The sequence below is a fragment of the Streptomyces sp. WM6378 genome (assembly GCF_001279695.1).
Lineage (GTDB): Bacteria > Actinomycetota > Actinomycetes > Streptomycetales > Streptomycetaceae > Streptomyces.
On sequence record NZ_LGDD01000223.1, the window covers coordinates 77243 to 90898 of the forward strand.

At 69.4% G+C, this 13656-nt stretch carries 16 protein-coding genes; 8 read left to right on the top strand and 8 right to left on the bottom strand.

Going from position 1 to position 13656, the window contains the following annotated elements; genetic code table 11:
* The first annotated feature begins 134 nt into the window (after positions 1 to 134).
* Together ADK54_RS18205 and ADK54_RS18210 are read left to right on the top strand one after the other, a co-directional pair.
* Positions 135 to 590 carry a hypothetical protein gene (locus ADK54_RS18205; protein WP_053726695.1) on the top strand — a complete coding sequence of 152 codons (456 nt, stop codon included), beginning with the start codon at positions 135 to 137 and terminating at the stop codon, positions 588 to 590.
* Positions 591 to 700: 110 nt separating this feature from the next.
* A complete protein-coding gene (locus ADK54_RS18210) occupies positions 701 to 907 on the top strand; it encodes a hypothetical protein (protein WP_053726696.1) in 207 nt (68 codons plus the stop codon).
* Between the two features lie 340 nt (positions 908 to 1247).
* On the opposite strand, the gene ADK54_RS18215 is transcribed toward ADK54_RS18210, so the two are convergent.
* A complete protein-coding gene (locus tag ADK54_RS18215; RefSeq protein ID WP_053726718.1) occupies positions 1248 to 2039 on the bottom strand; it encodes an IS5 family transposase in 792 nt (263 codons plus the stop codon).
* 516 nt (positions 2040 to 2555) lie between these two features.
* Between ADK54_RS18215 and ADK54_RS18220 the strand changes: the two genes are divergently transcribed.
* Positions 2556 to 2996 carry a hypothetical protein gene (locus tag ADK54_RS18220; RefSeq protein WP_053726697.1) on the top strand — a complete coding sequence of 147 codons (441 nt, stop codon included), beginning with the start codon at positions 2556 to 2558 and terminating at the stop codon, positions 2994 to 2996.
* A 329-nt stretch (positions 2997 to 3325) separates the two neighbouring features.
* Here the strand turns inward: ADK54_RS18220 and ADK54_RS18225 are convergent, their stop codons facing one another.
* The 3 genes from ADK54_RS18225 to ADK54_RS18235 form a co-directional block, all read right to left on the bottom strand.
* Positions 3326 to 4069: a nuclease-related domain-containing protein gene (locus ADK54_RS18225; protein WP_063802002.1), complete on the bottom strand. Its 744-nt coding sequence runs from the start codon at positions 4067 to 4069 to the stop codon at positions 3326 to 3328.
* A 440-nt stretch (positions 4070 to 4509) separates the two neighbouring features.
* The gene (locus tag ADK54_RS18230) at positions 4510 to 5040 is read right to left on the bottom strand and encodes a hypothetical protein (protein ID WP_053726699.1); all 531 of its coding nucleotides are present in this window, start codon (positions 5038 to 5040) and stop codon (positions 4510 to 4512) included.
* Between the two features lie 322 nt (positions 5041 to 5362).
* On the bottom strand, positions 5363 to 6070 hold the full coding sequence (locus ADK54_RS18235) for a hypothetical protein (RefSeq protein WP_053726700.1): 708 nt from the start codon (positions 6068 to 6070) through the stop codon (positions 5363 to 5365).
* A 225-nt stretch (positions 6071 to 6295) separates the two neighbouring features.
* Between ADK54_RS18235 and ADK54_RS18240 the strand changes: the two genes are divergently transcribed.
* Both ADK54_RS18240 and ADK54_RS18245 read left to right on the top strand, forming a co-directional pair.
* Entirely contained in the window at positions 6296 to 7081 is a 786-nt protein-coding gene (locus ADK54_RS18240) for a hypothetical protein (RefSeq protein WP_159047829.1), read from the top strand.
* A gap of 123 nt (positions 7082 to 7204) precedes the next feature.
* Positions 7205 to 7453, top strand: coding sequence for a hypothetical protein (locus ADK54_RS18245; protein ID WP_053726702.1), 249 nt, complete (start codon positions 7205 to 7207; stop codon positions 7451 to 7453).
* A gap of 126 nt (positions 7454 to 7579) precedes the next feature.
* On the opposite strand, the gene ADK54_RS18250 is transcribed toward ADK54_RS18245, so the two are convergent.
* Positions 7580 to 7831 (bottom strand): hypothetical protein, encoded by a 252-nt coding sequence (locus ADK54_RS18250; RefSeq protein WP_053726703.1) that lies wholly within the window; start codon positions 7829 to 7831, stop codon positions 7580 to 7582.
* 59 nt (positions 7832 to 7890) lie between these two features.
* Positions 7891 to 8013, bottom strand: a complete 123-nt coding sequence (locus tag ADK54_RS48295) for a hypothetical protein (protein ID WP_267887020.1) — start codon at positions 8011 to 8013, stop codon at positions 7891 to 7893.
* A gap of 306 nt (positions 8014 to 8319) precedes the next feature.
* Here ADK54_RS48295 and ADK54_RS18260 point away from each other — a divergent pair, with 306 nt between their 5' ends.
* Entirely contained in the window at positions 8320 to 9102 is a 783-nt protein-coding gene (locus ADK54_RS18260; RefSeq protein ID WP_159047830.1) for a hypothetical protein, read from the top strand.
* A 140-nt stretch (positions 9103 to 9242) separates the two neighbouring features.
* Here the strand turns inward: ADK54_RS18260 and ADK54_RS18265 are convergent, their stop codons facing one another.
* Positions 9243 to 10727, bottom strand: a complete 1485-nt coding sequence (locus tag ADK54_RS18265; protein ID WP_053726706.1) for a hypothetical protein — start codon at positions 10725 to 10727, stop codon at positions 9243 to 9245.
* 607 nt (positions 10728 to 11334) lie between these two features.
* Here ADK54_RS18265 and ADK54_RS18270 point away from each other — a divergent pair.
* Both ADK54_RS18270 and ADK54_RS18275 read left to right on the top strand, forming a co-directional pair.
* Positions 11335 to 11964 carry a hypothetical protein gene (locus ADK54_RS18270; protein ID WP_053726707.1) on the top strand — a complete coding sequence of 210 codons (630 nt, stop codon included), beginning with the start codon at positions 11335 to 11337 and terminating at the stop codon, positions 11962 to 11964.
* Between the two features lie 148 nt (positions 11965 to 12112).
* Entirely contained in the window at positions 12113 to 13381 is a 1269-nt protein-coding gene (locus ADK54_RS18275) for an MFS transporter (RefSeq protein WP_053726708.1), read from the top strand.
* A 6-nt stretch (positions 13382 to 13387) separates the two neighbouring features.
* Here ADK54_RS18275 and ADK54_RS18280 read toward each other — a convergent pair.
* On the bottom strand, positions 13388 to 13656 hold a 269-nt coding region (locus ADK54_RS18280), incomplete at its 5' end, for a hypothetical protein (RefSeq protein ID WP_053726709.1).

A 13656-nucleotide genomic window follows, 5' to 3' on the forward strand; every position in this document is an offset into this window, starting at 1 on the left:
ACCCCTCGGGCGGGTCCGTCGCCCCCACCGTCCAACAACGGGCCACCCGGCGCACCGCACCCAGTTGCGCAGTTCCCCGCCGCGTCGGCAGCCATTTGGCTCCGCAGCCCCGCCTGAGAGAACGGACCCCTTCCATGCCTTCACCCTCGCAGGCCGACCCGGCAATCTCCGCCGTCCGCGCCGCGCTCGAAAACGCCGGACACGAACTGGCCGAAGTCCTCGTCAGCCGCCCTGACGACAAGGCGGACCACATCGTCGTTCGCTACAACCCGCTTAGCTCCGACACCTGGGACCTGGAGGAGGAGCAGCACACCGCGCTCGCCGAGACCTTGCGTCGCGCCGGGTGGGAGGGCGCCCTCGACCTCGGCGCCCTGGTGTTCCTCCCCGGAGTGCCCTCACCTACGGCCGCCCCGAGGACCTTCGTGGCGACCTGGCGCACGGAGATCGTCGACGTCGACGACGCCCAGCAGGCTGCCGAAGAGGCCCGCGGGCGGCAGATCGACACGGAAGTCACGGAGTCACTGTGGACGGTCTCTGACGCCGTGGGGCGTACGCGGACGGTCCACTGCATCGACCCCGACCGTTCCTGACGCGCGCGCACGATCCTCACCAGTTCGGCCGGTAGCTGCACTTGCCCTGCTCGGGCTTCCACGCACCGGCCGCTTCAGTCGACTCACCGTTACCGAGAAATGAGCCACCCGTGAACACCTACCTCGCCTCCGACGCGGACATTTCCAGCATCTCCACGCTGCCCTGGTGGCTCCAGCTCACCATCGGTGTCGCGATGTTGCTCGGCGCGGGCGGAATGCATGAGCTCGACAAGCGCATGGATTCCGACTTCCTGGAATTCGGCGCCTTCGTCGTCGGCCTCGCAGGCATCTTCGTAGTCACCTCTGCGCTGGTGTGACACAGAGCTGCTCTCCCGTGGGGGCGACCGCAGAGCGGTCGCCCCCACCACGCGCTCGCACCGGACAGCCAGAGGCGGTAGCGCTGCTGCACCACCACCGCCCGCCGATCCAGCCCAAGGACCGTGCCGTTCATCCATCCCCTCGAAGGAGATCCTGTGCACCCTGCACCCACGGCGCCGCGCCAGGCCACTGCCACCGAAGTCCGGCACCTCAGGACCGCCTCGGTCCATCAGAGCGGGGAACTCCACCCGCGGGTGACTTCCCGCGTGCTGAAGGCCATGCTCGACGCCGGGTTCATCTACCGCGAAGACTCCGACGGGTACCGGCTTAGGACTGGGATCAGAATGAGGTCTTCAGTCGTCGCCAGCAGATGATGGCGCAGCCAAGGGTGATGAAGGCTTGGTGGATGTCGTCGCGGATTTCCCAGCGGATGCGCAGGCGGCGGAACCAGTGCAGCAGGGCGAGTGCGCCCTCCACCACCCAGCGGTGAACACCAAGTCCGGAGCCGTGTTCGGTGCCGCGCCGGGCGATGTGTGGGGTGATCTCGAACCGGCGGACCCGGTCGCGGTAGACGTCGTGGTCGTAGCCGCGGTCGGCGTAGATGCGCCGGGGGCGGCGCAGTGGCCGGCCGCGCTTGCCGCGGACCGGCGGGACGGCCTGGACCAGCGGGATCAGCTGGGTGACGTCGTTGCGGTTCCCGCCGGTCAGCGTCGCGGCCAGCGGGATGCCGTGCGCCTCGACGATCAGGTGGTGCTTGCTGCCGGTCTTGCCCCGGTCCACCGGGGACCGGCCGGTGGACCGGCCGCCCTTCATCGCCCTGATGTGGCTGGAGTCGACGGCGGCGCGGGAGAAGTCGAGCATGCCGGCCCTGCGCAGCTCGGCGAGCAGCAGTTCGTGCAGGCGCTGCCACACGCCGGCCTGGTTCCAGTCCCGCAGCCGCCTCCAGCACGTCATGCCCGAGCCGAAGCCGAGCTCCTGGGGCAGGTGCCGCCACGGGATGCCCGTGTACAGCACGAAGAGGATCCCGCACAGCACCCGTCGGTCATCGAGCCGCCGCCGTCCCGGATACCGGAAACGCCGCTTGACCACCGGCAGCAGCGGCTGCACCCGCTCCCAGAGCCCGTCCTCGATCTCCCACGGCTTGCGCCCACCACGTGTCTCGGCCGCAACCACCCCCCTGTCCGGCAGCCGTCAACAAGAACCGACAGACCGTCATTCCCGAACAGCGAATCCCTCATTCTGATCCCAGTCCTTAGCGACGCCGAGGCCCTGGTCTACACGGGCAACACGACCTGGCGGATCACCTGGGCCGGCCGCCGCGCAGCGCTGAGTGCGGCCCAGTGGCGGGATCTGACCGAAAGGGTCGACGCCAGCGGGGCGTTCACCACCAAGGTCCACTGGGTCACCAGGAATGGACTGGCCGAGTTGGGCCTGGCGGAGTACCGCGACGACCACGGTGCTGTCCAGCCGGATGACGGGGGCTCCGGAGTGCACGGGCCGCGGTTCCAGGCTTTCCGCACCGAGCTCGGATGCCGTGTCGCGCAGTTGGCCGAGGCCGACGAATTCTAGTGATCTTTCCAAGGGGTCGTGGCCGCAGGTCCACGGCCCCTCGCCTCGTTTCCGGTCCGCCCCCTTGTGAGGAGATCCTTGAGCACCCGTACCTTCACCGTCGAGGAGCTCGACGCGCTCGGCGTTCCACACGATCTGCCCGAGCAGGCCGCTGTAGCCGACTTCCATGTGACCAACGGTCGTTGGGCCGAGAGGCGGCGTTGCATCCTCACGCGCGCGGGCGCCTTCTGGGCCGTCGACTACGCAAGGCCGCTCCCCGGAGGTCAGGACGTCGTGGACCACGGATGGGGCCGCTGCGTCGAGGCCACCCAGGTCGTGCCCGCACGTGTGACGACCACGACGTGGGTGCCGGCCGACACCGAGCTGGAGGCCGAACCCGCCGTAGACGTCTGGATCGTCGAAGTCCGGTGGGCCGGTTCCGGTTCAGCTACCGCGACGACGAGTACGACCTGGCCCAGGAGCGACTGGATGAACGCCGCCGGCGCCTCTCCGACGCAGAGGTACGTCTCGTGCGGATGACCATCACTTACACCGTGGTGAGCCCTGACTGGTCTTGCGCGCCCCAGGCTCTCTGACCCAGATATGACTGTGCCCCGGGCCGCTTACTCCGTCGAGCAGAGGCGGACACCGGGGCCTACTAAGCCGTGCCCCGGACAGTGTGCGGGGGGGACGCAGTGACTGCGACCCGGGGCTCACCTACACGACAGTAGCCCCAACTGGTGCTCACTGCAGGCGAATTACGCCGCTACGGACACGAGTTCGTATTGGCACGAGGGCCGGACGCGGCATCGGCTCGACACGCTGTGCGGTCTCCGGCCCTGACCGAGGGCTGCTCGCCTCGGCGGCGGTCAGCCAGCGGGCCGGAATTGAGCGTCGGCGAGCCGCCGGGCCCCGGCTATGCGCCTGCGGTCCCAGCCGGGCTCCTTGGGCAGCGCGCGCAGGAATCGGCGCAGTTCGCTGGACTGGATGATCGTTACCCCTTGGCTGATCAGTCCGCCCGGAGGAACGGGGGCGTAGTGAACAGCCACAACGGCCTGGACGTGGTGGCCGAGCACCTCGGCCACGCGGCTCGCTTCCCACAACACGGTATCCAGGGAGTCCTTCTGGGAGTGGTTGCCGTACCAGAGCTTGCCGCTGCGCAGGTGCACCTTGGACTTCTTCGACTTCCAGGTCTTGGTGTCCACGTAGACGGGGCCGCATGCGCCCAGAACGATGTGGTCGAGGTTGGCGCGGGATCGGGGAACTTGGCGATCGTGGAGGACTGCCCACCGGCCGAGGCCGCACCAGACGAGCGGGGCGAGAATCCAGCGGGTGCGCCGCTCGCCGGCGGCGCCGGTAGCCCAGGTGCTGCCCTTGCTCCGGTAGATGCGGCGCAGGGCGAGCACCGCGGTCACAGCCGCGACGGCGAGGCCCGCGTGCCAGTCGGTCACTGTCGCTACGAGGAAGCCGATGCCGAGCACGACGGGCGTCACGAGCAGGGGGATCGCCCAAGCCGCGGTGCGGTGCTGCTTACGGCGCTCGGCCGCGCGGATGGTGTCGGCCTTGGCCTGGGCACTCGCTCCGGCACCGGGACGGCGCCTCGATCGCGTCATGGGCATGCGGTCTCCTTCAAGTTCACACAGGTTCGGAGACGGCGATGGTGCGCGAGGCAGGCTGTGGACAGAGTCCGGAGTGCCCATGGGCGGGCGATGGCAACGTGGCAGGGCGCCGAAGACGGCGCAGACGCCGGAGGTGTGACCGCTCCAGGACGCGCGCCCGCCCGGCACCACGGGACGGTGATGGCCGGGCGGACTGCGGGGCGCTATGAACGGTCGGTCGGATCAGATCCCTCGCCCGTCGGGGACCTTCGGATAGGCGGTGCCTGCCGACAGACCCAGCCGGATGCTCTCCCGCTCCCGGCGGTTCCTGCCCAACCGGTACACACGTACCGATGCACACCTCGGTGGTGTGGGTCGTCCGGCTCGGGGACGGGACGGCGCGGCGGTGATCACTTGCGGTGTCTGGGCCTGCGCAGCGCCTCCTGGGTCGTCACTTACGCGCGGGCTTCACGGGAGGGCGCGGTCGGTAGTGGGGCCCACCAGATGGTCGCTCCGAGGCGGCACTGGAAGTGCGTCATCCCACCGGTGTCCGGGAGGCTCAGGTTGTACAGGCCTTCGGTGTTGTAGGTGACGTCCACGAGGGTCTCCTCGGTCGGCTCGGCCGCACCGCGGAGGGCCTTGCCGCCGAATACGATCTGCAGATTCCTGGTGCGTGCGCTCGCTCCGGTCTCCGTCAGCGGGGTTTTGCGCCACCGGCTCATGTCCGGCTCGGGGGTGCGGGTGATGTGTCCCGTGCCCGGGTAGAGCATGACGCGGTTGGACTTGATGAGTGCGTCCTCGCGCGCGCCGACGTGAACGAGCCAGCCCTCCTTGGCTTCGTTGTCGTGCCGTCCGGTCTTGCGTTGGGGCGCGGCCAGCAGGTAGCCGGCGCGGGTCACCTGATGCCCGCGTGTGTCCGCGCCATGAGCGTGGACATGTTCGCCCACGGACAGGGCGGCGAGGGCGCTTTCTAGGTCAACGTGCATGATGGTGCTCCTTGGTGGTGAAGGTGTGTGGGAGCGCGTACAGAGGTCTCGGCCCGCTTTCGGCGACGCGTGCGGGTGTGGCAAGCGGCAGTGCGGCGTCCGGTTCGACGTAGCGCGGTACTCCGCGGTCGTGGCGCCGGTCTCGATGCGTCGGGCGAGGGTTCTGCTGAGGGGGCGCGGTCCGTGCGGACGTGTCTTCGCGTGCGCGTCGAGCCTGGTCACCGCGATGCCATCACTGGGCACGGCGAGGTGCCGGACCGGGTTTCGCGAGGCAGCCGCCCCCGGCGGTGCTGGTCGGCACCGCCGGGTACTGGGGCGGGAGTTAGGGCTGAGGGAGGCTGAAGACCACGATCGTCGGGGTCTTCGACTGAGCCGCTGCGGCGATCGCCGCGGTCACCGCCTCGTTCAGGGTGGTCGGATCGGTTGCCCGGGTCTGGTCGAGCTGCGCCGCCGAGACGGGGGTGGGCGCCGTCGCGGAGTCCTCCGGCTGAGCGTCGTGGATAACGCGCAGGAGACTGCGGACGAGCGACTCGGAGTGGGTTCCCAACTGGACGGCCGCCCGTCCAACCGAGCTGGTCCGAAACGCGATGGTCGTCATCTGGCGGGGGGTGAGGTTGTCGATGCGGTCGGTGGTCAGGTGGCCATCGAACATGTTCCAGAACGCGTCGAAGGCGATAGGGATTGCCTGGCGGAGGTCGTCGGTGAAGTCCGCGACCCACGCGGGCTGGTGGGCGCTGCGGCCCCGGCCGGAGGGCTGGGCCGTGTGGAGGGTGCGCAGGATCTCGACGATCAGGTCGGCGGTCGGGCTGCCATCGGAGCGCACGGTCGGGGGCTTCTCGCTGATGCGGCGTGCGGCGAGCGCCATGTGCTCGTGGGTGAGGGTGTTGACCTCGCGCGGGGTGATGATGCCGCCGAAGTGGCTGGTCCGCAGTTCCGCGGCGGTGAGGAGAGCCTTGCGTACCCGGTTGTGGAACTCGTGCGGGTTGTAGATCTCCTTGTCGAGATCCTGGGCAAGGGGCAGGTGAATCATGGAACTCCCGGGTTCGGGGAGCGAGGGAACCCCCTCGCGTGACCCTAGTAGCTTAAGCTACAATTCCGCATCACGTCAAGTTAATTGGATCATCTAGATGAGTTGGCCACCCTCACCGAGGGCGGTGTCCGACCACAACAACGTTTGCCCGAAGCCCAGTTCGACCACACCACGTCCTGCAGTACCCGCTCGCCGGCAGAACCCGGCCCGTCCCATGGGGATCCGATGATCTACACCCAGTACCCGCTTAGAAGAGCCCGCCCGGCATTTCTGATGCTGCCCTTCACACTCGCGGCCCGTGCCTTCCGCCCGGCCCGGCCCGGCCGGCTCACCGACGGGACAATCGAAACCTTCCAGCTGGCCCGAACCATCATCGGGATCGCAGCGACGATATGGATGATCTACGCGTACCCGATGCAGCAGTCGATGTCCTCGTTCGCCAAGGACAAGCTCGCCGAGATCTTCATCAGCACCGGCGTGCTGATCGTCGCCGGCCCCCTGGCACTGGTGCTCTTCGTGGCCGCGGCACGCGCCCCGGGCCGCGCCGTCTACGTACGCCGACTATCGGGCCCAATGGCAGGCTTCGCCGCACTGTTCGCGTCCGTGCTCACACTGTTCCTCCTTCTGCAGAACAGCGACGGAGCTCGACTGGCTCCGCAGTTCGGGCCATTCCAGATCGTATTCCTGCTAGTCGCCCTGGCCGCGGTGCTCTTCGCCGTGCCCTTCGGCCTCGCCTCGGCGGTGCTGTGCGTCCATCACGTGTTCCGCACCGGAGATGTTCACGAAATCCTGCCTCCGCTTCTCTCCCCAGTGCTCGTCTGGGTGATGTTCGGCTTTCAGCTCGCCGGCGGATCCCCCGTAGCGGCGCCGCAGGCGGTCCAGCTTCTCTTCCTGGTCGGCCCGCCGCTGTCCGTGACCCTGCTGTCCATGTGGGAGATCCGTCGACTGCGCACCAGATTCGGCGTCACGCTCCTCGGCGCGCTGCACCGCGACCGCCGACCGACGCACTGACAGAGGCCCAACTCGTCTCGACCGTCCACCCGTTGTGCCGATCAGCGTCCGCGACCACGCTCCGCGTGACACAGTGGCCCCAGCCGCACGGCTCGACAACCTTCCTCAACCTGGAGACGGCGCATGACCGAAGAGCACACTGCGCACACCCCGGCTCCCGCCCAGGACGCGACAGCCCCTCCCGCCCTCGGCCGGCGGCTGCCCCTCGTCACCTACGGACTCGCCAAGGGCGGCCAGCCCAAGCGGGACGAACCCGGAACGCCCGGATTGCTTTCGCAGATGCTCGCCCTCCGCTTCGCCGCCCAGGACACCCGCGTAAGGGTGCTGGACGTCGACGGGCAGGGTCATCCGGACCGCTGGTTGAGCCGGTAGTCCGGCCCGCCTCACGCGACCTGGCCCCCGAGCCGTGCGACGGCTGCGGGGGCCTTGTGCTTGGCCGATGCAGCGCGGCCTTCCTCTCAGCCTGCCCTGCGCACCGGTCAAGGGTGTGGCTGCGCCCTACGCCGGAGCGGTTGTGATGAAGGCGGTCCAGGCCCGGGAGGCCCGTCGTCGCCACTCCTCAGCCGTGATGAGGTGGATGCCGAGCTTGGCGGAGAACTCGGCGGGAGGCAGGTCCATCGCCGCGTTCATCAGTGCGGTCGCCCGCGCGGGCTTGACCGTGATGCCGTGGTTGTTGAGTACGGCGGTGAGCGAGGCGGCCGACTGGTGGCGCATGCGGTTGCGCGCGTTGGGAAACAGCCAGCGGGACACGGTCCCTTCGCCGGTGGCGGACTGCGGATCGGGGGCTCCCAGCTCGGCGACCAGGCGGATTAGGGCCGGGGCAGCATCACGGGTGTTTCTCCGAGCAGGAGGTAGCTGTCCTCGCCGAGGTGCTGGAGGCAGTCGCGGGCCAGGGACACGATCCGTGTGGCCTGCTGCCCGTAGAAGAGCACGAGCGCGCTGGCTGCCCGACGACGGCGAGGTGCAGCGGCGGGGTCCCGGCGGTCTTCTCCACCGTCCTGCTCTCGCTGCGGGCGCCTTCAGCAACGTACGTAGTCATCCGATTTGTCCCCCTTGGTCATTTCCGGCCGTGGTCAGCCTGCGCGGTCGTAGGCGTCCTCGTCGTCCCAACCGGTCTGCCGGTCTTCGTCACGCACCGTTTCCTGACCATCTCGCTCGCTCATGCCTCTCATCATGCCGTCGGCCACCGACAAGCCCTCGTACCTCTGTCCACAGGCCGCTGCATCGAGCATGCGGGCATGACCTCAGCACCTCACCTGTATGCACTGCCCGAACATCGCCGTCTGGATCTGAAGGCTCGATTCCCGCGTCTGGCCGAAGGGCAGATATCCGACCGGTTGAGTCGCACTCTGGAGCAGCGCGGTGTCGCGTGTCAGCGCTTGGACAAGCGGCGCGGTCACCTGCCGGCCGTCGCCATTTTGGGCAGTGACGGACGCTGGCATCTACGGCTCGGCACGGCCATGATCTGTTCCAACGCGGCGCGCATCCTCGTCGACCTCGATGTCCCGGCTCCCACGCCCGGCACCGTGATCCCCCACTCCTTCAGGGCCCGCTTCGGGACGGAGGACCATGCTGGTCATGTCGTCGAAGAGGAACGGCCGGGTGCCCGGCCGGACTGGGACGTGGCGCTGACCGGCGAGGAGCGACAGCCGGATCTCGTGCCGCGGGGTGACCGGTGCCCGATCAACCTCGACCAAGGTGACTGGGCGCCCTGCAGTCTGGTGTCGCGAAGCGACTGGAAGGGCCGCAAGCGCAATCTGTACATCGCCGCGGCGGGGCCGATGTGCCATGCCTGCGGAGACAGCCTGGGGCAGGACCTTCACTACGACCGGTACACCCACCTCATCACCGGCCTGCTGTGCAACGAATGCAGCAGCCACATCAACGAGTGTCCCCACCCGTCGGGCTGCTACCAGGCTGACTACCTCAACGATCCGCCGGCCGCTCACCTGAAGGAGCAGTACTACGTTGGCGGCAACCGCGACGACCGCAAGCGCGCCGGACGCACAGTGGCGGCCTGACCTGCGCCCCGCCGGGGCAGCGGACGGCGGTGCCGCCAACGGCCGCCGCCGTCCGCCGGCCCCCGCGTGAACGGGGTGCCGGTCGTGCTTCGGGACTGGCTCAGGGCCCGGTACAGCTGGCCGGCGGATTCCAGGAGTGGCTATCGGTCGCGTCGCAACCGGGCGAAGAGCCGCCGGATCCTGTTCTGCTCAGCCGCCTCCGGCCGAGGTCTCGTCTGCGGTACCGGCGTTCCGCTCGCCGGATGCTGGGGCGGGCTCGGCAATGGTGGCCGCTCGGGCTGGGGTGGCAGTGGGGCGGCCGGAGTTGGTGGCTGTGGCCGCGGCCCGGGGGTGGCATCTGGTCCAGAGGGGATCGCGTCGGAGGGTTCCTCCGGCATAGGAAGATCCGGGCGGGAAGTGACGGCCGGTGGGACGGGTGTGCTCGGGGGCGGATCGACGGCGGTCGGCTGGCTTGTGCTGTCCGGCTTCGAGTACCCCTTCAGGATGAGCCGGGCCAGGTCATCGGAGGAGCCTCCCTCCGCTGCGGCGGGATGGCCTGGCGGTTCAGCGGCCTGGCTCTGGTCCCGCGGCGCGGTGGCACGCGGCGGGCCCGGCGCGTGCGGTGCTGTTGCGGGGCGGCTGCCCCGGGAGGGCGTCCGGCTGGCTGAACTTCCGGGCGGGCGGCTGTCGCGACGCTCGTCCGGTGACAGGGGTGGCGGGCACATCGGGGCGCCGGCCTGCTCGGTGTCCTTGTCCCAGGTCCAGTAGGCGAGGTACCAGTGCTCCTTGATCCAGAGCTGAACCTCGTCGACGCTACGCTTGTGCGGGGCGAAGATCTTCCAGCCGGCTCCAACGGCCAGCACCTGCATCCCCACCTGCAGTTCCTCCCCCAACAGGGTCGGAAAGGCGCTGCGCAGCACCACCTCCACGGTCCGCCCAGGCTGTCCTGACGGAATCCTGGCCGCCAGGACTGCGAAGGGCTTGGTGCCGGCCATGCCGGTACGCAGGACCGTGCCGTGCACCGCCACCGGATGTTCGAGCCTGCGGCCCTTGGCTGCCGCTACCCGGTCGTGAAGCAGCCCGTAGGAGAGGTCGTCGGGGCCGTAGCAGAACTCGCTCCAGGGGATGCGCTTGCGCCGGTACTCGACCGTGAACAACTCCGCGAGGTCAGGGTCGAAGTCGCACCGCCGCAGGAACTGGGCCACCTTCACCGCGCTGTTGAGCGCCGGTGGCAGCCATGGCCGCACCGTGGTCACCCGGAGCAGGGTCCGCTCCTCGTCATCCTCGGGTTCTCCCCCGATTCCGGTGGAAGCCGGCGAGGTTGGAGGGTCGTGCGCGGGGATGGTCAGCCGGAGCGTGCCGTTCTTCATAACCTTCGCCAGCCCGTGCGAACCGAACGCGATGTTGTTCATGATGCGTGTCGGGTTCAGTGGGCAACCCTCGTCGTGGCCCTCGTGCAGCCGGAAGTGCGCCGAGACACGCGAGCCCCGGCGCAGGTAGGTCGGCACGATGGACACCGGCCGCGTGCAAGCCGAGCACTTCAGCGGCTCGACGAACGGCCACGGCTGCTGCTGGAGCATCCAGCGATACACCGGATTGCCCTTGCTGTCCTCCACCTTGACGACGCGCTCGCTCGAATCAGCCATCGTGAACGCTCCCCCCTCTGCCCAGCTTCCCTGATCCTGCATGGCGCGCGCCGGCATCAACAGCCAGTTCCGGCGCGGCCGGTCGATCAGTGTCACCCGCCCGTGCCGCCAGCTATGGCGAGTTCGGCGAACTCGGCCGGTCCCAGTGGCTCGGCCGGGCGATCAACTCCCCTCCTCTCGGCAGGACGAGACGACCGGGAGCTGCGCCGGCGTGAACACGTTGTGCTCGCCGAGGACCAGGTGGACGATCGTCATGACGGTGACGAGCGGTTTCCCGGTTGGGGGCCGACGGCCCGGCCGCCTAGGGCGGTGAAGTCGGGCATTGGGGCGACCGGGCGGCGTAGCGTACGGGGCATGCCGGAGCCGTAGCAGAGCCGCGGGGACGTCGATGCCCCGGGAGTGCTGGACGAGGAGGTCGATGTGTCCGGCGCCGAGCCGGGCAGGTTGTTGAGGGGAATCGCCTGACCGTCGACGCCTATTGGCGAAGGCTTCGCTGACCCGACCCGAGCTGCCTCGGCGACTTGCAGCTGCCGGAACTTCACATCGATGCGGACGTCAGTGCATGAGACGCCCGGCGGTGGCTTGGGGAGGTAGGTACGGTGGGCTCATGCGGATGGATCGCGATTTCGACGCGTGCACGTTCGTGGTCGTGGGTCTTGAGCTGTCCCGACGTATCGGGGAGCTCAAGGTAGCCGGTGTTGCCGCGCTCGCAGCGCAGGGCGAGGGCTGGCGGTCTCAGTGGCGCGTACACGCCCGCGTGGCTGCGGATGACGCGGAGTCTGCGCTCCAAGGCAATTCCGTGCGGGTGGATTCGGTAGGAGCCGCTTTGGCCGAGGTCGAGCGACGGCTGACCGGGAGTCCCCATGTCGTGGTGGCGCGGCTCGGCAGGACCGAGGCCAGCGTCTTCTGGGAGCATCGGACGTCGTGTCCTCGCTTGGCTTCTCTGGTGGTGTGGGATGCCATGCGGTTGGCCCAGCTCGCGTGCCCGGCAGTCGCGGAGCCGTCCGAGCAGTCGCTGGCCTCGGCGTTGGGGGTGGCGCTCCCCGGGCCGGGCTCGTCCCTTACGCAGAAGGTCTGGGCGACGTCGGAAATCTACCGCCGCGCGCTCGTGCAGGGACTGGCGGCTGGCCGGTGGTCGACTCTGCGCCAAGTAGAGGACCTCGTCGGCAAGCGGCCTCGCCCGGTGGAAGAGCATCTGATGCCGTCTGGCCCAGTCCAGGAAGGCCTGTTCGACTAGCCCGTGCCCGATAGGCCCGGTTCAAAATGGGGCAGATTCCGATGTGGCGTGCTCTGTCGGGTGAGCAAGTTCGTATCGTGCGGTCACGTATGGCTGAATTCCCAGCATTTCTGGGCGAGTTGGCGACGGGCGTCGGTAGGGTCCGCGGGTGCTCTCCGGTCTCAGTGTTGCCCTCCTGTCCCAGCCGCGTCTGCGGCTTCTGGCCGCGGCCCGGTTCGTCTCGGTCCTCGGCAGTGCGTTCGGGCCGATCGCCGTCTCCTTCGGAGTGCTGGCGCTGCCTGGTGCGACGCCGGGGGATCTCTCGCTCGTGCTGGCGTGTCAGGCGCTGCCGCAACTGATCTTCGTACTGTGGGGCGGGGTGCTCGGTGACCGGGTGCGCTCCCGGTTCCGGCTCGTGTCCGTGACGGAGAGCGCGGCGGCGGCGTGCTGGGCCGGTCTGGCCGTGCTGTTCGCCGCCGGAGGGCCGATCTGGCTGATCGCTCTGCTCGCGGCGCTGGGCGGAGTGACCCGTGGCCTGTTCTCCCCGGCCCTTGAGGGCGTGGTCGTCGACGTGATCGAGGACAAGGCCGACCGGCAGCAGGCGAACGCTTTGCTGAAGGTTTCCACGAACACGGCGCGCCTGCTCGGGATGACGCTCGCCGGGGTGGTGGTGAGCCTCCTCGGGCCGGCGCTCGCCCTTGCCCTGGACGCGCTCTCTTTCGCGGCCTGTGCTGCTCTGTTCACGGCACTGGGCCGGCGTACGCCGGACCGGCCGGTCCGCTACAAGTCGTCGGCCCTTCGGGATCTGCGCGAGGGGTGGCGGGAGTTCGTGGCGCACGAGTGGCTGTGGGTGACGACCGGCCAGTTGGCGTTCGTCCTCGCGGTGGTCAACGCCGTGGCGGGGCTGCTGGGGCCGATGCTGGCGAAGGCCTATCTCGGCGGGGCGTGGGCGTGGGCGCTGGTGATGGTGGCCCAGGTGGTCGGGCAGGTCGGCGGGGCGGGCTGGGCGGGGCGGCTGCGTCCTGCGCGCCCGATGCTGCTGGCGACCGTGTGCACGGCCGGGGCGGCGCTGCCGCCGCTGCTGCTCGCGGTGCGCGCTCCCCTGCTGCTGGTCCTCGCGGGGGCTTTGGCGTACGGCGTGATGTGGGACGTGACGATGGTGTTGTGGCGCACGTGTCTGCAGCGGGAGGTCCCGCAGGAGGCCATCTCCCGGGTTTCGTCGATCGACTTGCTGGGGTGCCTGGCGCTGGCGCCGGCCGGTCTGGCGGTGGCCGGGCCGCTGGCTGCGGTGTACGGTCCGGGCGCGATTGCGCTCGGCAGTGCGGGGTTGGTCGTCGTGGCGGTGGGGCTGGCCCTCCTGTCGCGGGACATCCGTACGCTCCCTGGCGACCCGAAGCCGCAGCAGGAGATGGCCCCGGCGGCCGCGTCCGCGGCGTGAGTTCCGTCAGGCTCGGGTGGCGCGGGCCGTGAGGACGGCCGCCGTGTGCCCTGCGGTGACGGGGAGCACGGAGTGGGCGAGCCAGCCGGGTGCAATGACGGCGAGGCCGGCCTGCGGCTGGAGGGTCAGGGCGCGGCCCCAGGGGAGGCCGGGGACGGTGGCGGAGTCGCAGCCGGCGCGCGGGTCGTGCAGGCAGAGCGCTCCGGAGCGCTCGTGCGGGCTTTCACCGCTCGTGGCCAGGTAGCACCAGGCGGTCCAGGCTGCATGTCCGTAGG

Bases quoted from the DNA above. Each gene is read 5' to 3' on its own strand.
- ADK54_RS18205 (WP_053726695.1), top strand. From the start codon at position 135: ATGCCTTCACCCTCGCAGGCCGACCCGGCAATCTCCGCCGTCCGCGCC.
- ADK54_RS18225 (WP_063802002.1), bottom strand. From the start codon at position 4,069: ATGACGCGATCGAGGCGCCGTCCCGGTGCCGGAGCGAGTGCCCAGGCC.
- ADK54_RS18230 (WP_053726699.1), bottom strand. From the start codon at position 5,040: ATGCACGTTGACCTAGAAAGCGCCCTCGCCGCCCTGTCCGTGGGCGAA.
- ADK54_RS18235 (WP_053726700.1), bottom strand. From the start codon at position 6,070: ATGATTCACCTGCCCCTTGCCCAGGATCTCGACAAGGAGATCTACAAC.
- ADK54_RS18240 (WP_159047829.1), top strand. From the start codon at position 6,296: ATGATCTACACCCAGTACCCGCTTAGAAGAGCCCGCCCGGCATTTCTG.
- ADK54_RS18245 (WP_053726702.1), top strand. From the start codon at position 7,205: ATGACCGAAGAGCACACTGCGCACACCCCGGCTCCCGCCCAGGACGCG.
- ADK54_RS18260 (WP_159047830.1), top strand. From the start codon at position 8,320: ATGACCTCAGCACCTCACCTGTATGCACTGCCCGAACATCGCCGTCTG.
- ADK54_RS18265 (WP_053726706.1), bottom strand. From the start codon at position 10,727: ATGGCTGATTCGAGCGAGCGCGTCGTCAAGGTGGAGGACAGCAAGGGC.
- ADK54_RS18270 (WP_053726707.1), top strand. From the start codon at position 11,335: ATGCGGATGGATCGCGATTTCGACGCGTGCACGTTCGTGGTCGTGGGT.